At 66.0% G+C, this 16585-nt stretch carries 9 protein-coding genes, 2 tRNA genes and 3 rRNA genes; 12 read left to right on the forward strand and 2 right to left on the reverse strand.

The features are described from left to right. The first annotated feature begins 65 nt into the window (after nucleotides 1–65). The 7 genes from HS045_RS13390 to HS045_RS13420 all read left to right on the forward strand — a co-directional run bounded on the left by HS045_RS13390 (nucleotide 66) and on the right by HS045_RS13420 (nucleotide 6959). Nucleotides 66–1139: an NAD-dependent epimerase/dehydratase family protein gene (locus HS045_RS13390; protein WP_196452773.1), complete on the forward strand. Its 1074-nt coding sequence runs from the start codon at nucleotides 66–68 to the stop codon at nucleotides 1137–1139. Nucleotides 1140–1200: 61 nt separating this feature from the next. After that, on the forward strand, nucleotides 1201–1626 hold the full coding sequence (locus HS045_RS13395) for a molybdenum cofactor biosynthesis protein MoaE (RefSeq protein WP_196451649.1): 426 nt from the start codon (nucleotides 1201–1203) through the stop codon (nucleotides 1624–1626). Between the two features lie 182 nt (nucleotides 1627–1808). Beyond that, nucleotides 1809–2855, forward strand: coding sequence for a PDZ domain-containing protein (locus HS045_RS13400; RefSeq protein WP_196451651.1), 1047 nt, complete (start codon nucleotides 1809–1811; stop codon nucleotides 2853–2855). Nucleotides 2856–3152: 297 nt separating this feature from the next. Then, the gene (locus tag HS045_RS13405; protein WP_230884022.1) at nucleotides 3153–6098 is read left to right on the forward strand and encodes a UPF0182 family protein; all 2946 of its coding nucleotides are present in this window, start codon (nucleotides 3153–3155) and stop codon (nucleotides 6096–6098) included. Between the two features lie 61 nt (nucleotides 6099–6159). Then, a tRNA-Met gene (locus HS045_RS13410) sits at nucleotides 6160–6236 on the forward strand. Between the two features lie 97 nt (nucleotides 6237–6333). Continuing rightward, a tRNA-Met gene (locus HS045_RS13415) sits at nucleotides 6334–6410 on the forward strand. A 126-nt stretch (nucleotides 6411–6536) separates the two neighbouring features. Further along, nucleotides 6537–6959 (forward strand): PH domain-containing protein, encoded by a 423-nt coding sequence (locus HS045_RS13420; protein WP_196451654.1) that lies wholly within the window; start codon nucleotides 6537–6539, stop codon nucleotides 6957–6959. 292 nt (nucleotides 6960–7251) lie between these two features. Here the strand turns inward: HS045_RS13420 and HS045_RS13425 are convergent, their stop codons facing one another. Continuing rightward, a complete protein-coding gene (locus tag HS045_RS13425) occupies nucleotides 7252–7671 on the reverse strand; it encodes a hypothetical protein (protein WP_196451656.1) in 420 nt (139 codons plus the stop codon). A gap of 581 nt (nucleotides 7672–8252) precedes the next feature. Between HS045_RS13425 and HS045_RS13430 the strand changes: the two genes are divergently transcribed. The 3 genes from HS045_RS13430 to rrf all read left to right on the forward strand — a co-directional run bounded on the left by HS045_RS13430 (nucleotide 8253) and on the right by rrf (nucleotide 13555). Next, nucleotides 8253–9776: ribosomal RNA gene (locus HS045_RS13430) — 16S ribosomal RNA — on the forward strand. 461 nt (nucleotides 9777–10237) lie between these two features. Beyond that, nucleotides 10238–13363, forward strand: a 23S ribosomal RNA gene (locus HS045_RS13435). 75 nt (nucleotides 13364–13438) lie between these two features. Then, nucleotides 13439–13555: ribosomal RNA gene (rrf, locus tag HS045_RS13440) — 5S ribosomal RNA — on the forward strand. Together the 16S, 23S and 5S rRNA genes form the textbook arrangement of a ribosomal RNA operon. A gap of 267 nt (nucleotides 13556–13822) precedes the next feature. On the opposite strand, the gene HS045_RS13445 is transcribed toward rrf, so the two are convergent. Next, nucleotides 13823–14314, reverse strand: a complete 492-nt coding sequence (locus HS045_RS13445; RefSeq protein ID WP_196451658.1) for an Lrp/AsnC family transcriptional regulator — start codon at nucleotides 14312–14314, stop codon at nucleotides 13823–13825. 120 nt (nucleotides 14315–14434) lie between these two features. Between HS045_RS13445 and HS045_RS13450 the strand changes: the two genes are divergently transcribed. Together HS045_RS13450 and HS045_RS13455 are read left to right on the forward strand one after the other, a co-directional pair. Further along, on the forward strand, nucleotides 14435–15328 hold the full coding sequence (locus tag HS045_RS13450) for a phenylalanine 4-monooxygenase (RefSeq protein WP_196451659.1): 894 nt from the start codon (nucleotides 14435–14437) through the stop codon (nucleotides 15326–15328). A 127-nt stretch (nucleotides 15329–15455) separates the two neighbouring features. Continuing rightward, nucleotides 15456–16478 carry a serine hydrolase gene (locus HS045_RS13455; protein ID WP_196451661.1) on the forward strand — a complete coding sequence of 341 codons (1023 nt, stop codon included), beginning with the start codon at nucleotides 15456–15458 and terminating at the stop codon, nucleotides 16476–16478. The last annotated feature ends 107 nt before the right edge of the window (nucleotides 16479–16585 follow it).

Raw genomic sequence — 16585 nt, forward strand, 5'->3', positions numbered from 1 at the left:
CAGGATGGAGGAGTCCACATCCGCCACGTTATCCGTCGCATGGCGGATCAGCGCAAAGTGAGGACCTGGTGCCTACCTCGAAACGCCTCCGGCCCCCGGTCGTCGCCGTCACCGGCGCGGCCTCGGGCATCGGCCGCGCGTTCCTCGCGAAGGTCGCCTCGTCTGCGGATTTCCGCAGAGTGGTGGCCATCGACGAGCAGCGCGGCGACGTGCCCGACGTCACGTGGCGGGTGATCGACGTCCGAGATCCGCTCTTGGCGAACCGGATCTCCGACATCGACGTGCTCGTCCACCTGACGGCCGACTACGGCCTCGACTCCGACCCCGGCGAGCGGCGCGCGTACAACCTGCGCGCGGCGCAGACGGTGCTCACGGCCAGCGCCGCCGCCCGGGTGCGCCGCGTCGTGCTGGTCACCAGCGCCATGGTGTACGGCGCGGCGCCCGACAACCCGGTCCCCCTGCCGGAGGACTCGCCCGTCGCGGCCGAGTCCGACACCGGCGTGGTCGGCGACCATCTGGAGATCGAGGCGCTGGCCAGGCGTTCGCTCCGCAGCCATCCGGGCCTGGAGGTGACCGTGCTCCGCCCCGCCGCACTGGTCGGCCCGGGCATCGACAGCGTGGTCACCCGGCACTTCGAGGCGCCCCGGCTGCTCACCGTGAAGGGCTGCAGCCCCCGCTGGCAGTTCTGCCACGTCGACGACCTGGTCTCCGCGCTGGAGCTGGCCGCTCTCGGCACGGTCTCCGGCGTGGTCGCCGTGGGAGGGGAGGGCTGGCTGGAGCAGGAGCAGGTGGAGGAGATCTCCGGACTGCGCCGGTTGGAACTGCCCGCCGGACTGACCTTCGGCACCGCCCAGCGGCTGCACCGGCTGGGCATCACCCCGGCGCCCGCCACCGACCTGCACCACGTGGTCTACCCCTGGGTGGTCGACTGCACGGGGCTCCGCGAGGCGGGCTGGAAACCCCAGTGGACCAACGAGGCCGCGTTCGCGCAGCTCCTGGAGCTCCGCGGAGGCCGGCACACGGTCGTCGGCCGACGCCTGTCCGGCAAGGAGGCCACGCTCACCGCCGCCGGTGCGACCGTCGCGGTCCTCGGCACCGCCGCGATCGTCCGTGTCGCCCGCAAGAAGCGCCGCACCTGACGGCGCCGTTCTCCGAAACCGGTCAGCCGGCGCTCCACACCGGGGAGGTAGTCTTTCCGGCGTGGACGTCATCCGGCTGCTGGGAATTCGCGACAGCGCCCTCTCCCTGGACGAGGTGTTCGCGGCGGTGGGCGACCACGCCGCGGGCGGGACCGCGCTCTTCGTCGGGACCGTGCGCGACCAGGACCACGGCAAGCCGGTCACCCGGCTGTCCTACTCGGCCCATCCGAGCGCCGAGGAGCAACTGCACCGGGTGGCCGAGAAGATCGCCGCGGACTTCCCGGTCACCGCGCTGGCCGCGGTGCACCGGGTCGGCGATCTGGAGCTCGGCGACATCGCGGTCATCGTGGCCGTCGCCTGCCCCCACCGCCAGGAGGCGTTCGCGGCCTCCCGCCGCCTCATCGACGACCTCAAGGCCGAGGTCCCGATCTGGAAGAACCAGCTCTTCGCCGACGGCACCACCGAGTGGGTCGGGGCCTGCGCGTGAGCGCCCGCGTCCGGGCACCCGCCGCCTCGGACCTCCGATCGGGGACCCCCGGCCGAGGGGAGCCGGGAGTCCGCGGCCGGGAACGCGGACGCGATTGAGGGGAACCGGGAGTCCGCGGCCGGGAGCGCGGACGCCGTAGCGCCGATCTCGCCCGGTCGCCGGGACCGCATAGGCTTTCCCTCATGTCCCGACGTGCGCTGACCCTCATGGTGGCCGGCTTCCTCACCCTCGTGCTGGGCGTCGCCGGCACCCTGCTGCCGGTGCCGTACGTCGTGTTGAGTCCCGGGCCGACGGAGAACACCATCGGCGACGTCAAGGGCACTCCGGTGATCAGCATCGAGGGACGTCCGACCTACCCGACCGACGGCAAGCTCAGCCTCGTCACGGTCGCCTACCAGGGCGGGCCCGGCAGCAGGATCGACCTGTTCACGGCGTTGCGGGGCTGGGTCGATCCGACCATCGCGGTCGTCCCTGAGGAGACGATCTTCCCTCCGGCGACCACCGCGGAGGAGGTCGAGGAGCAGAACACCCAGGAGATGACCAACTCCCAGGACGACGCGACCGCCGCGGCGCTCAAGGAACTGGAGATCCCCTACACCTCGTTCGTGACCGTCGGCGCCACGCAGAAGGGCCTCCCGGCCCACGGCAGGTTCAACCAGGGCGACGAGATCGTCTCCGTGGACGGCGTGGCCGCCGAGGACCGCGAGACCGTCTCGGCGACCGTCCGCAAGCACAAGGCGGGGGAGCAGGTGACCTTCGTCGTCAGACGCGGCGGGCGGGACACGACCGTCACCGTGCCCACCGTCGCGTCCGCGGACGGCACACCCGTCGTGGGCATCTCCATGGCGGTCGGCTACAGGTTCCCGTTCGAGGTCAACATCAACGTGGGCGACGTCGGCGGGCCGAGCGCGGGGATGATGTTCTCGCTCGGGATCATCGACAAGCTCACTCCCGGCGCGATGACCGGGGGAAAGGCCGTGGCCGGCACCGGGACGATCGACCCTCAGGGCGTGGTCGGCCCGATCGGGGGCATCCAGCAGAAGATGGTGGGGGCCCGAGAGGCCGGGGCCACGGTCTTCCTCACCCCCGCGGACAACTGCGCGGAGGCGCTCGCCGCGGCCCCCGACGGGCTCAGGCTGGTCAGGGTCGAGACGCTCCACGAGGCCGTTCAGGCGCTGGACGCGGTGCGTACCGGCTCGGGCGCCGTACCCGCCTGCTCGGCGGGCTGAGAACCCGCAGCCGCGGGCGGGGATCCCCGAGCCGCGGGCGCCGGGAACCGGACGGTCCGGGACGGGAGGAACGAGTGCGGCGGACGGGGCACCGATCGCGGTTCCCGTGCGTTGGTCCTACTGAGCCGAGACCTGCGGAGGTCGTGTCCGCACCGTGCCGAACGGTTGAACGCGACGCAACCCCCGCCGGTGTAGGTTGCCAGACACGGACCGTGCTCTTACGACAAGGGGTTGGCCTTGAGCTTCCGGACCCCCGGAGCCGGTAGGGCGATGCGCTTGCCCCGCCGGCCACGACTGATGCTTCCTGTCGCGATCGCGCTCGTCGCGCTCGTGGTGTTCTTCTTCCTCTTCGCCGGCGTCTTCACCGACTACCTCTGGTACGACTCGGTGGACTACACGGCGGTGTTCTCCGGTGTGGTCGTCACGCAGATCGTGCTCTTCATCGTGGGCGCGCTGCTGATGGTCGGCATCGTGGGCGGCAACATGCTGCTCGCCTACCGGATGCGGCCGATGTTCGGCCCCGGCATGTTCGGCGGCGCCAGCGGCGCCGACCGCTACCGGATGGCCCTCGACCCGCACCGAAAGATGATCTTCATCATCGGTGTCGCGGTGCTCGCGCTGTTCACCGGCTCCTCCTTCGCCGGCCAGTGGAAGACCTGGCTGGAGTTCGTCAACGCCACGCCGTTCAACGAGAACGACGCGCTGTTCGGCATGGACGTCTCGTTCTTCATGTTCACCTATCCGTTCATCCGGATGGTGCTGAACTTCCTGTTCACCGCGGTGGTGCTCTCGGCCGTGACGGCCACGGTCGTGCACTACCTGTACGGCGGGTTCCGGCTCCAGTCGCCCGGGGTGCACGCCTCCCGCGCGGCGCGGGCGCACCTGTCGGTGCTGCTCGGCGTTTTCGTGCTGCTGAAGGCGGTCGCCTACTGGGTCGACCGCTACGGTCTGGTCTTCTCCGAGCGGGGCTTCGTGCACGGCGCCTCGTACACCGACGTCAGCGCGGTGCTCCCGGCCAAGACCATCCTGGCGATCATCGCGCTGATCTGCGCCGCCCTGTTCTTCGCCGGCATCGTACGGCCCGGCGGCATGCTGCCGGGCGTCGCCTTCGGCCTCCTGGTGCTCTCCGCCATCCTGATCGGCGGGGTCTACCCGGCGCTCGTCCAGCAGTTCCAGGTCAAGCCGAACGAGCAGGCGCGCGAGCAGGTCTACATCAAGCGCAACATCGAGGCCACCCGGAAGGCGTACGGCGTCGACAACGCCGAGGTCACGAACTACGCGGCGCAGGGCGACGCGAGCAAGGCCAACGTCACCGCCGACACCTCGATCTCCGGCGTGCGCCTGCTCGACCCGAACCTGGTCTCCGAGACGTACGCGCAGAAGCAGCGGATCCGCGGTTTCTACGACTTCCACGACCCGCTGGACGTCGACCGCTACCCGGACGCCTCGGGCAACATGCGCGACACGGTGGTGGCGGTGCGCGAGCTCACCGGTCCGCCGCCGGAGCAGAACAACTGGATCAACCGGCACCTGGTCTACACCCACGGCTACGGTTTCGTGGCCGCGCCGGGCAACGAGGTCGACGCCGGGGGCCTGCCCAACTTCACCGCGAAGGACATGCCGGTCATCGGCCCGCTGGCCGAGCAGACCGGGTTGAAGGAGTCGAGGATCTACTACGGCGAGTCCCCGACCGCGCCGCCGTACGTCATCGTGGGCGGCGACGGCAAGAGGAACCAGGAGCTCGACTACCCCGGCAGCGGCAACACCGGTCAGCAGAACACCACCTACACCGGCAAGGGCGGCGTGCCCGTCGGCTCGTTCTTCAACCGGATGCTCTACGCGGCCAAGTACAGCGAGATCAACCTGCTGCTCTCGGGCGACGTCAACGAGAAGTCGAAGATCCTGTACGAGCGCGACCCGGCCCAGCGCGTCGCCAAGGTCGCGCCGTTCCTCAGCCTGGACAACAACGCCTATCCCGCCATCGTCGGCGGCCGGGTGGTATGGATCATCGACGCCTACACCACCTCCAACGCCTATCCCTACTCCACGAGCAAGAGCCTGGAGGAGATGACGCGGGACACGGCCACCGACCCGCGCCTGGCCGTGCAGCAACCGCGCGACAAGATCAACTACATGCGCAACTCGGCCAAGGCCGTGGTCGACGCCTACGACGGCACCGTTCAGCTCTACGCCTGGGACGAGAAGGACCCGATCCTGCAGACCTGGCGCAAGGCGTTCCCCGGTGTCCTCAAGCCGAAGACCGAGATGTCGCAGCAGCTCCTGCAGCACGTCCGCTATCCCGAGGCGCTGTTCAAGGTCCAGCGTGACGTGCTGTCCCGGTATCACATCACCGACCCCGACGCCTTCTACGGCGGGCAGGACTTCTGGAACGTCCCCGACGACCCGTCGTCGGACGAGCGCAACGTCAAGCAGCCGCCGTACTACCTGTCGGTCAAGATGCCGGGGTCGAACGCCCCGTCGTTCTCGCTGACCACCACGTTCGTACCGCGCCAGGGGCCCAACCTCGCCGCGTTCATGGCGGTCGACGCCACGCCGGGGGCGGACTACGGAAAGCTGCGCATCCTGCGCATGCCGTCCAACACCACGATCCCCGGTCCGGGTCAGGTGCAGAACAACTTCCGGAACAAGTTCTCCGGTGAGCTCAACCTGCTCAACATCGGCGGGGCGAAGGTCCGCTACGGCAACCTGCTGACCCTGCCGTTCGCCGACGGGCTGGTCTACGTCGAGCCGGTCTACGTGGAGACCGCCCCGGGTCCGGGGCAGGAGCCGTACCCGATCCTCCGCCGGGTGCTGGTGGGCTACGGGGACAAGTTCGGCTTCGGCGGCACGCTCGAAGACGCGCTGAAGCAGGTCTTCGGCGAGGACATTCCGCGGACCCCGACCGACGGCAAACCGGAGACCCCCGTCGAGGACAAGCCCGAGCAGCCGGCCCTGTCCGAGGCGGACCTCGCCAAGGCGATCGCCGACGCGCAGGCCGCCTACACCGCGGCGCAGGGCGCGCTGGCGAAGAACCCGCCGGACTGGCAGGCCTACGGCGAAGCCCAGAAGAAGCTCCAGGAGGCTCTGGAGAAGCTGAAGGGCGTGGCGAACCCCGCCGCAAGCCCGTCTCCGACCGCAAGCCCGTCTCCGACCACGAGCCCGTCCCCGACGGCCAGCCCGAGCCCGTCCGCCACGCCCGCGGCGACCCCGTCGGGGACACCCGCGCCCTCGCCCACCTCGTAGGGACGCCGCACTGATCGATTCGCCTCCACCGTCGAAGTCGGGTAGTCTTCAGACACGCCGACGCGGGGTGGAGCAGCTCGGTAGCTCGCTGGGCTCATAACCCAGAGGTCGCAGGTTCAAATCCTGTCCCCGCTACCAAGAGAAGGCCCGGATCTCATCGAGATCCGGGCCTTCGTCATTGGAGCGTCGATTTGCCCTTCCCCCCGGGGCCGGGTAGTCTTCAGACACACACCGACGCGGGGTGGAGCAGTTCGGTAGCTCGCTGGGCTCATAACCCAGAGGTCGCAGGTTCAAATCCTGTCCCCGCTACCAAGAGAAGGCCCGGATCTCATCGAGATCCGGGCCTTCGTCATTTCCCCGTACCTCGCCGCCGTCCTGGAGGCGGTGCCGTACGCGCGGCGTCCGGGCAGGACAAGTAACGTTCGCAGGGTGGCCGACATGTACCGCCCTTCCGTGCTGCGCTGGCGCGTGCGCCGTGAGGTCCTCCTCCTGAAGGCCGCAGGAGCGCTCGCTCTCGCGGTGGTCACCGTGCTGAGCCACGGTGACGTGCGCGGGATGCTCCTGGCGGGTGCGGGGGCCGTCATGCTCGCGGTGCTGGCGCTCCGTGACCTCCTGGCCCCGGTACGGCTCACCGCGGACGGGGAGGGCATCGTGGCGACGAAGGGCTTCGCCGGCTCGGAACGGGTGCCGTGGGGCGCGGTCGAACGGATCCGGGTCGACAGGCGGGTCCGCTTCACGTCGCGGACGGAGTTCCTGGAGATCGAGACGCGGGACGGGCTCTTCCTCCTGAGCCGTTTCGACCTCGGCGTTCCGGTCCAGCAGGTCGCCGATGAACTGTGCGCCTTCCGGACCGGCCTTTGATCTCCGCGTGCTCAGCTCCTGACCCGCCGGTGGCGGGGTGCGAACTTCGGTTCGGTATGACGGAGCAGAAGGACGGCCTTGTACAGGGCCCAGCCGGTGAGGAGGGAACCGAAGACGGTCTGTCCGATCCGGGCCCATATCGAAACATCGGTTGCTGCGAAAACCACGACACCGACCCAGAGAACACCGAAGACGCCCACGAGGGTCGTCGCAGCCCAATTCATTCCCTGCTGCCACATGCCTGAAGTCTTACAGATCTTGGTTCAAGGCCAGGTCAACGACGCGGAACGGGTCATCGTGGGAGAGTACGGCTGGTGCCGGCGCACCTTCGGGCACGCGCCCCCTGCCCTGGTGTCCTCATCGGGGTCTGCGGCCGTGCCGGAGACTGCTCCAGGGAGGCGACCAGGGCGGCCGCGGTGCGGGCGTCGGCCAGGATCCGGTTCACCTCCTCTTCGCCGGCCGGCAACTGGCCGCGTTCGGCGAGTTCGGCGACGAGGAAGGTGAGCGGTGCCGGGTGACCTGCGGCCTCCGCCGCGACCGTCGCCCGAGCGGAGGTCAGGAGACGCAGGTAGTAGGAGCGCAGGGTGGCCTCGCGCATCCGTGCGGCCTCGAGGTCGTCCAGCAACGACCGTGCGAGCAGGAGAAGGTCGTCATGATGATCGGCTTCCGCGGCGATGTGCGCGCGAATGTCGTCGAACTCCGAGCGGGTCATCTAGGTCACCTCCGTGACGGAGTCAGAGTCCTGACCCTCGTGCCTACGTCGTATCCGAGCGCGATTGCGGATGACTTGCGATCTGGTTGTCCGCACCGGCAGGTTTGGGACGCGCGAGCCCCGGGGATGGTTGGCAAGTTGGTCATGTTGCTCCTGGGCCCTGCTAAGGTTTCCTCTTGCGGGGCGAGCCCCCGCACCCCCTCTCTCATCATCCGGTGAAGCCTGTGTGGACACGCGAGTGGACACGGACGGAATGCTGGAGTAAGTTTGAGGGGTTGCCTCGGAAACGGGGCGGTCTGAATTCCAGACGGATCGGCCGGACCGGGTCAAATTGACACGGAAAAGCGGATCCGACAGAATGAAGACACAACGGAACGAACGAAACGCCCCGCGAGATGCGGCCTCCGGGCCCGTCGGACGGTGAACGCGTCCGTTTCTTGAGAACTCAACAGTGTGCTAAAAGCCAGTGCATGATGCACAACCCCGTCCCACCCGGACCTGTCATGGTCGGGGAGGACGGATTCCTTTGGTTGGATCATCCATCATGGATGCTTTCAGCCGGGATGCAACTGTTCAGACATTGTTTGGAGAGTTTGATCCTGGCTCAGGACGAACGCTGGCGGCGTGCTTAACACATGCAAGTCGAGCGGAAAGGCCCTTCGGGGTACTCGAGCGGCGAACGGGTGAGTAACACGTGAGTAACCTGCCCCTGACTCTGGGATAAGCCCGGGAAACTGGGTCTAATACCGGATACGACCCGCGGTCGCATGGCCTGCGGGTGGAAAGTTTTTTCGGTCGGGGATGGACTCGCGGCCTATCAGCTTGTTGGTGAGGTAGTGGCTCACCAAGGCGACGACGGGTAGCCGGCCTGAGAGGGCGACCGGCCACACTGGGACTGAGACACGGCCCAGACTCCTACGGGAGGCAGCAGTGGGGAATATTGCGCAATGGGCGGAAGCCTGACGCAGCGACGCCGCGTGGGGGATGACGGCCTTCGGGTTGTAAACCTCTTTCAGCAGGGACGAAGGTGACGTGTACCTGCAGAAGAAGCGCCGGCTAACTACGTGCCAGCAGCCGCGGTAATACGTAGGGCGCAAGCGTTGTCCGGAATTATTGGGCGTAAAGAGCTCGTAGGTGGCTTGTCGCGTCGGATGTGAAAGCTTGGGGCTTAACTCCAGGTCTGCATTCGATACGGGCTGGCTAGAGGTAGGTAGGGGCAAGCGGAATTCCTGGTGTAGCGGTGAAATGCGCAGATATCAGGAGGAACACCGGTGGCGAAGGCGGCTTGCTGGGCCTTACCTGACGCTGAGGAGCGAAAGCGTGGGGAGCGAACAGGATTAGATACCCTGGTAGTCCACGCTGTAAACGTTGGGCGCTAGGTGTGGGGGCCTTCCACGGTTTCCGCGCCGTAGCTAACGCATTAAGCGCCCCGCCTGGGGAGTACGGCCGCAAGGCTAAAACTCAAAGGAATTGACGGGGGCCCGCACAAGCGGCGGAGCATGTTGCTTAATTCGACGCAACGCGAAGAACCTTACCAAGGCTTGACATCGCCCGGAAACCCTCAGAGATGGGGGCCTCTTCGGACTGGGTGACAGGTGGTGCATGGCTGTCGTCAGCTCGTGTCGTGAGATGTTGGGTTAAGTCCCGCAACGAGCGCAACCCTTGTTCCATGTTGCCAGCGGCGTCCTTCGGGGCGGCCGGGGACTCATGGGAGACTGCCGGGGTCAACTCGGAGGAAGGTGGGGATGACGTCAAGTCATCATGCCCCTTATGTCTTGGGCTGCAAACATGCTACAATGGCCGGTACAGAGGGTTGCGATACCGTGAGGTGGAGCGAATCCCTAAAAGCCGGTCTCAGTTCGGATTGGGGTCTGCAACTCGACCCCATGAAGTCGGAGTCGCTAGTAATCGCAGATCAGCAACGCTGCGGTGAATACGTTCCCGGGCCTTGTACACACCGCCCGTCACGTCACGAAAGTCGGCAACACCCGAAGCCCGTGGCCCAACCCACTTGTGGGGGGGAGCGGTCGAAGGTGGGGCTGGCGATTGGGACGAAGTCGTAACAAGGTAGCCGTACCGGAAGGTGCGGCTGGATCACCTCCTTTCTAAGGAGCACCGGCCAGGGTCCGCGTGAGCGGTTCTGGTCCATGTCGCGGTCATCGGCGAGTGTCCGGTGCGCGGCGCGCTCATTAGTGGAGCACTGGTTATTCGGTTCGGCGTGGTCGCCGGCCGGCTAGTACCGCCTGGTCGTCTCCTTCGGGAGGGGGTCGGGAGTGGGAACGGCGGTCCGGGGGGCGTGCGGTTCCGGGCACACTGTTGGGTCCTGAGGGAACGGACCATGTGGGGCGCGGCTCCCGCCGATGGCGGGTAGGTCGCGTTCCGGCTCGCCTCGACGTGGTCGGGGTGGGAGGGTTCGTGGTGTTCCTCGGACGGGGCCGATCTTCTGTCATACCGGTTCGCCGGGTGGAGGCTTGTGAAGTCTTCGCCGGTGCGGGTGTCTGGTGGCGGGTGGGGTCGGTGGCTGTTTGTTGTTTGAGATTTGCATAGTGGACGCGAGCATCTTTGTGGCCAAGTTTTTTAGGGCACACGGTGGATGCCTTGGCATCAGGAGCCGATGAAGGACGTGGGAGGCTGCGTTAAGCCTCGGGGAGTCGCCAACCAGACGTTGATCCGGGGATGTCCGAATGGGGAAACCTAGCACCCGTCATGGGGTGTTGCCTCCGCCTGAATGTATAGGGCGGTTGGTGGTAACGCGGGGAAGTGAAACATCTCAGTACCCGTAGGAAGAGAAAACAACATGTGATTCCGTGAGTAGTGGTGAGCGAAAGCGGATGAGGCTAAACCGTATGCGTGTGATAGCCGGCAGGCGTTGCGTGTGCGGGGTCGTGGGACCTTCTGGCGGTTTCTGCCGAGACCGCGAGCAGTGAGAAATCCAGTGGGTAGTCGAAGTCTCTGGGAAGGGACGCCGTAGACCGTGAGAGCCGGGTAGGCGAAACCTGTTGGACTGCTGGAGGGGATCCCAAGTAGCACGGGGCCCGAGAAATCCTGTGTGAATCTGCCAGGACCACCTGGTAAGCCTAAATACTCCCTGATGACCGATAGTGCACTAGTACCGTGAGGGAAAGGTGAAAAGCACCCCGGTGAGGGGTCGTGAAATAGTACCTGAAACCGTGTGCCTACAAGCCGTAGGAGCGTGCACAGCTTGCTGTGCGTGATGTGACTGCGTGCCTTTTGAAGAATGAGCCTGCGAGTTATGGTGTGTGGCGAGGTTAACCCGTGTGGGGGAGCCGTAGGGAAACCGAGTCTGAAGAGGGCGTTTGAGTCGCATGCTGTAGACCCGAAGCGGATTGATCTAGGCATGGGCAGGTTGAAGCGTGGGTAAGACTGCGTGGAGGACCGAACCCACCAGGGTTGAAAACCTGGGGGATGACCTGTGTTTAGGGGTGAAAGGCCAATCAAACTCCGTGATAGCTGGTTCTCCCCGAAATGCATTTAGGTGCAGCGTTGCGTGTTTCTTGCCGGAGGTAGAGCACTGGATGGCCGATGGGCCCGACAAGGTTACTGACGTCAGCCAAACTCCGAATGCCGGTAAGTGAGAGCGTGGCAGTGAGACTGCGGGGGATAAGCTCCGTAGTCGAGAGGGAAACAGCCCAGACCACCGACTAAGGCCCCTAAGCGTGTGCTAAGTGGGAAAGGATGTGGAGTCGCAGTGACAACCAGGAGGTTGGCTTAGAAGCAGCCATCCTTGAAAGAGTGCGTAATAGCTCACTGGTCAAGTGATTCCGCGCCGACAATGTAGCGGGGCTCAAGTGCACCGCCGAAGTCGTGGCATTCACACGTTGAGCCTGGCAGCGCGAGCTGTCTGGGTGTGTGGATGGGTAGGGGAGCGTCGTGCGGCCGGCGAAGCAGCCGAGTGATCGAGTTGTGGAGGCCGTGCGAGTGAGAATGCAGGCATGAGTAGCGAATCAGAAGTGAGAAACTTCTGCGCCGGATGACCAAGGGTTCCTGGGCCAGGCTAATCCGCCCAGGGTAAGTCGGGACCTAAGGCGAGGCCGACAGGCGTAGTCGATGGACAACGGGTTGATATTCCCGTACCCGTGGTGATGCGCCCATATCGAATCCAGTGATACTAAGGGTCCTTAAGCCCTTCTGCCCTTCGGGGTGGGGGTGAGGCTGAACGCCTGGCCTGATCTGGTAGTAGGTAAGCGATGGGGTGACGCAGGAAGGTAGCCCATCCCAGGCGATGGTAGTCCTGGGGTAAGCGTGTAGGGAGAGAGGTAGGCAAATCCGCCTCTCATGTATCTTGAGACGTGATGCCGAGCCGATTGTGGCGAAGTGGGTGATCCTATGCTGCCGAGAAAAGCCTCTAGCGAGCATCGTTGCGGCCCGTACCCGAAACCGACTCAGGTGGTCAGGTAGAGAATACCAAGGCGATCGGGTGAACTGTGGTTAAGGAACTCGGCAAATTGCCCCCGTAACTTCGGGAGAAGGGGGGCCTTCGCTGGTGACGAGTCTTGCGCTCTGAGCTGGTGGGGGCCGCAGTGGCCAGGGGGAAGCGACTGTTTACTAAAAACACAGGTCCGTGCGAAGTCGTAAGACGATGTATACGGACTGACGCCTGCCCGGTGCTGGAACGTTAAGGGGACCGGTTAGCGGGTGCAAGCCTGCGACGCTGAGAACTTAAGCGCCAGTAAACGGCGGTGGTAACTATAACCATCCTAAGGTAGCGAAATTCCTTGTCGGGTAAGTTCCGACCTGCACGAATGGCGTAACGACTTCCCCGCTGTCTCAACCGCAGACCCGGCGAAATTGCACTACGAGTAAAGATGCTCGTTACGCGCAGCAGGACGGAAAGACCCCGGGACCTTCACTACAGCTTGACATTGGCGTTTGGAGCGTCTTGTGTAGGATAGGTGGGAGACGGTGAAGCTCGGACGCTAGTTCGGGTGGAGTCATTGGTGAAATACCACTCTGGTCGTTTTGAACGTCTAACTTCGGTCCGTGATCCGGATCAGGGACAGTGTCTGGTGGGTAGTTTAACTGGGGCGGTTGCCTCCTAAAGGGTAACGGAGGCGCCCAAAGGTTCCCTCAGCCTGGTTGGCAATCAGGTGTCGAGTGTAAGTGCACAAGGGAGCTTGACTGTGAGACCGACGGGTCGAGCAGGAGCGAAAGCTGGGACTAGTGATCCGGCGGTGGCATGTGGAAGCGCCGTCGCTCAACGGCTAAAAGGTACCCCGGGGATAACAGGCTGATCTTCCCCAAGAGTCCATATCGACGGGATGGTTTGGCACCTCGATGTCGGCTCGTCGCATCCTGGGGCTGGAGTAGGTCCCAAGGGTTGGGCTGTTCGCCCATTAAAGCGGTACGCGAGCTGGGTTTAGAACGTCGCGAGACAGTTCGGTCCCTATCCGCTGCGCGCGCAGGAGACTTGAAAGGGGCTGTCCCTAGTACGAGAGGACCGGGACGGACGAACCTCTGGTGTGCCAGTTGTTCCGCCAGGAGCACGGCTGGTTGGCTACGTTCGGAAGGGATAACCGCTGAAAGCATCTAAGCGGGAAGCTCGCCTTGAGATGAGGTCTCCCACCCTGTGAGGGGGTAAGGCTCCCGGTAGACGACCGGGTTGATAGGCCGGAGGTGGAAGCGCAGTAATGTGTGGAGCTGACCGGTACTAATAGGCCGAGGACTTGACCTCAAAGCATGTTTTTCTTGCTCGCGTCCACTAGGCAATTCTGAGACAACAGGCATCTGCTTGTGTGTTTCATGGGGTTACGGCGGTTATGGCGAAGGGGAAACACCCGGTTACATTCCGAACCCGGAAGTTAAGCTCTTCAGCGCCGATGGTACTGCACTCGGGAGGGTGTGGGAGAGTAGGTCGCCGCCGGACATTTTTTGTGGAGAGGGCCGTCCCTGTGGGGACGGCCCTTTCTGTGTTTTCGGAGGGTTCTCCGGTCGTCCGGGTCGTGGTCGTTGTTGTCCGGGGTCGTCGTCTGCTTCCCGACAGCACGCCGGAGGACGAAGACCGGTTCCGTGATCGTGAGGCTCCGGAGCAGGGCGGCTGCCGTGTCATCGATCGTCCGTGCCGATGCGACGCCGTACGTCGTCGACCGGTGCGGTGAGGGCTGAGAAGCAGGACGAGTCCGTGAGGACGAGGTCAGGTCCGGGCCGTGGCCTCGGCTGCCCTGCTCGGGACCGCGCGTAGCAGCGGTTCGATCCGGAACGGGACCTGCACCGACAGGGCGACCGTGGTGTCGGTGCGCTGTACGGCGGGGGAGGCCAGGATGCGAGCGATGACCTCCTGCAGCTCCGGAGTGCTCCGCGCGACCACGCGGCAGAGCAGGTCGGACTGGCCGCTGGTGCCGTACACCTCGAGGATCTCGGGGAGGGCCCGCAGCGCCTGGACGGCCTCGGCCAGCCGGCCCTGGGAGATCTGCAGGGAGACGAAGGCCAGGATCGGGTAGCCGACGCCCTCGGGGGTGACCGTGGGGCCGAAGTCGGCGATGACGCCGCGTGCCGTGAGCTTCTCGACCCGCGCCTGCACGGTGCCGCGGGCCACGCCGAGCAGGCGGGCGAGTTCGGTGAGCCCGATCCGGGGGTGGGCGCGCATGGTCACCAGGAGGCGGCTGTCCAGCTCGTCGATGACCATGGCGTCAGACTAGGCGATATGACCAGTCGGGGCCAGGCACGACCAGTCGATCTTGCGCGGATCGTCCACTTCGCATGCCCGCTCTTGCCAGCGAATCCGAGAATTGCTGTCATTTCATTCATGTTCGAGGAAGCACAGTACTTCGCGCCGGTGGCGACCAACGACGACGGCACGGTCGAGGTCCGGCTCGCCGCGAGTCACCCCGGCTTCGCGGACCCCGTCTACCGGGCCCGTCGCAACGCCATCGCGGCGCTCGCCGTCGGCTACGTGCCCGGCACGCCGATCCCGACGGCCGAGTACACCGAGCAGGAGCACGAGGTGTGGGCGATCGTCAGCCGGGAGCTGGCGCTCAAGCACCGGAAGTACGCGACCGCCGAGTACCAGCGGGCCGCGGCGCGCCTGGGGCTGCCGGGCGACCGCATCCCGCAGCTCCAGGAGGTGGGCGACCTGCTGGAGCCGCTCACCGGGTTCCGGTACATCCCGGCGGCCGGGCTCGTCCCGCTCCGGGACTTCTACGGGGTCCTGGCGGACGGGCTCTTCCACTCGACGCAGTACATCCGCCACCACTCCACGCCGCTGTACACGCCCGAACCCGATGTGATCCACGAGGTCATCGGGCACGCCAACGCGCTCGCCTCCGACCGCTACGCGGCGCTCTACCGGCTGGCCGGACAGGCGGCGCGCCGGGTGGAGAGCGACGAGGCGCTGGAGTTCATCTCGAAGGTCTTCTGGTTCACGCTGGAGTTCGGGGTGATGACCGACGAGGGCGAACTGCGGGCGTACGGCGCGGGCATCCTGTCGTCCTACGGCGAGATCGAGGAGTTCCGGGGGATGGACATCCGCCCGCTGGACCTCGTGGCGATGGGCACCACCCACTACGACATCACGAAGTACCAGGACGTGCTGTTCCGGGCGGACTCGCCGGCGCACCTGGAGGACGTGGTCGGCGGGTTCTGGGAGAGCTGCGACGACGAGGCCGTGCTCCGGCTAATCGCGGAGGGGCGTCAAGGCTAGGTAATTCACCGGCCCGCCGTTCCAGGAAACCGCCTCCGTTCGGCAGGAGCCCTTCTCACCCATCCTCATATGCCGCATTAATGAGATAAGTCCGATTTGTGGCTTCATGGGGAAGGCGGTGAGGCCGATGACGCGTCCGAGATGTCCGTCCGCCGTGGCCGCGGCCGTCCTGGTGCCCGCGTTGCTGGGCGGGTGCGTGGCCCAGCGCGCCGTCCCCCGGGACCTGGGACGGCCGCGCGCGGGACCACCGTCCGCGACCGCCTGGCCGGTTCCGCTCGGCGGGGCCCCGGTCGTGACGTCGCGGCCCGCACCGCCGGAGTCGTCCGCGCTGTCCGGAGCCGGGCTCACCCGTGTTCTGGACCGCTTCCTGGGCGTGCACGGCGGCGACGTCACGGCCGCGGTGCGGGACCTGACCACCGGTAGGACCTATCATTACCACGCGGACCTGCAACTGCCGACCGCCAGTACCTCCAAGGTCGACATCCTGATGGCGCTGCTGCTGCGGACGCCGTGGCGTGAGCTGGACGCGCGGGCGCGGCGCGACGCCGACCGGATGATCCGCCTCAGCGACAACGACGCGGCGGACCGGCTGTACGAGCGCATCGGCCTGGAGACGGGGTTGGCCGAGGCGAACCGGAGATTCGGTCTCGAACGCACCGACGCGCCGCCCGGGCGGTGCGTCGACCTCTACTGCTGGGGCATCACGCGGACCACCGCGGAGGACCAGATCCGGCTGCTCACGGCGCTGGCCACGGAGACGAGCCCGCTGGCGGCGGAGGACCGCGGGCAGGTGCTCCGGTTGATGGGGGAGGTGATCCCCGAGCAGAGATGGGGGATCACCGCGGCGGCGTGCGACGGGGACCGGGTGGCGCTCAAGAACGGCTGGCTGCGGCGGGTGTCCAACGGTCGCTGGGTGGTCGTGAGCGCGGGGCTGATCAGCGGAGGCGGACGCGACTACGCCGTGGCGGTGCTCACCGAGGACAACGGGAGCATGGGGGAGGGCGTGCTCAGGGTCGAGGGTACGGCTGAGCGGATGCTGTCCGCGGTCCGTGGCGGCCGGAAGTGCCGTGAAGACGGCCCTCGGGCCGGCGGCGGTGATGACGGCGCGAACGGGAGAGCCCGGGAAAGCCTGGAACGCCGAGGCCGCTGACAACGCTCAGAACGTGGGGAACAGAACGGAAAGGAAGAGCACCGGGAGGCGCGGAGAAGGGCGCCGGGAATGGCAAAAAGCCCCTGACGGGTGAGTGCCGTTGGCCA

It is taken from the genome of Planomonospora sp. ID82291 (genome assembly GCF_015711645.1).
In the GTDB taxonomy this organism is placed as follows: Bacteria; Actinomycetota; Actinomycetes; order Streptosporangiales; family Streptosporangiaceae; genus Planomonospora.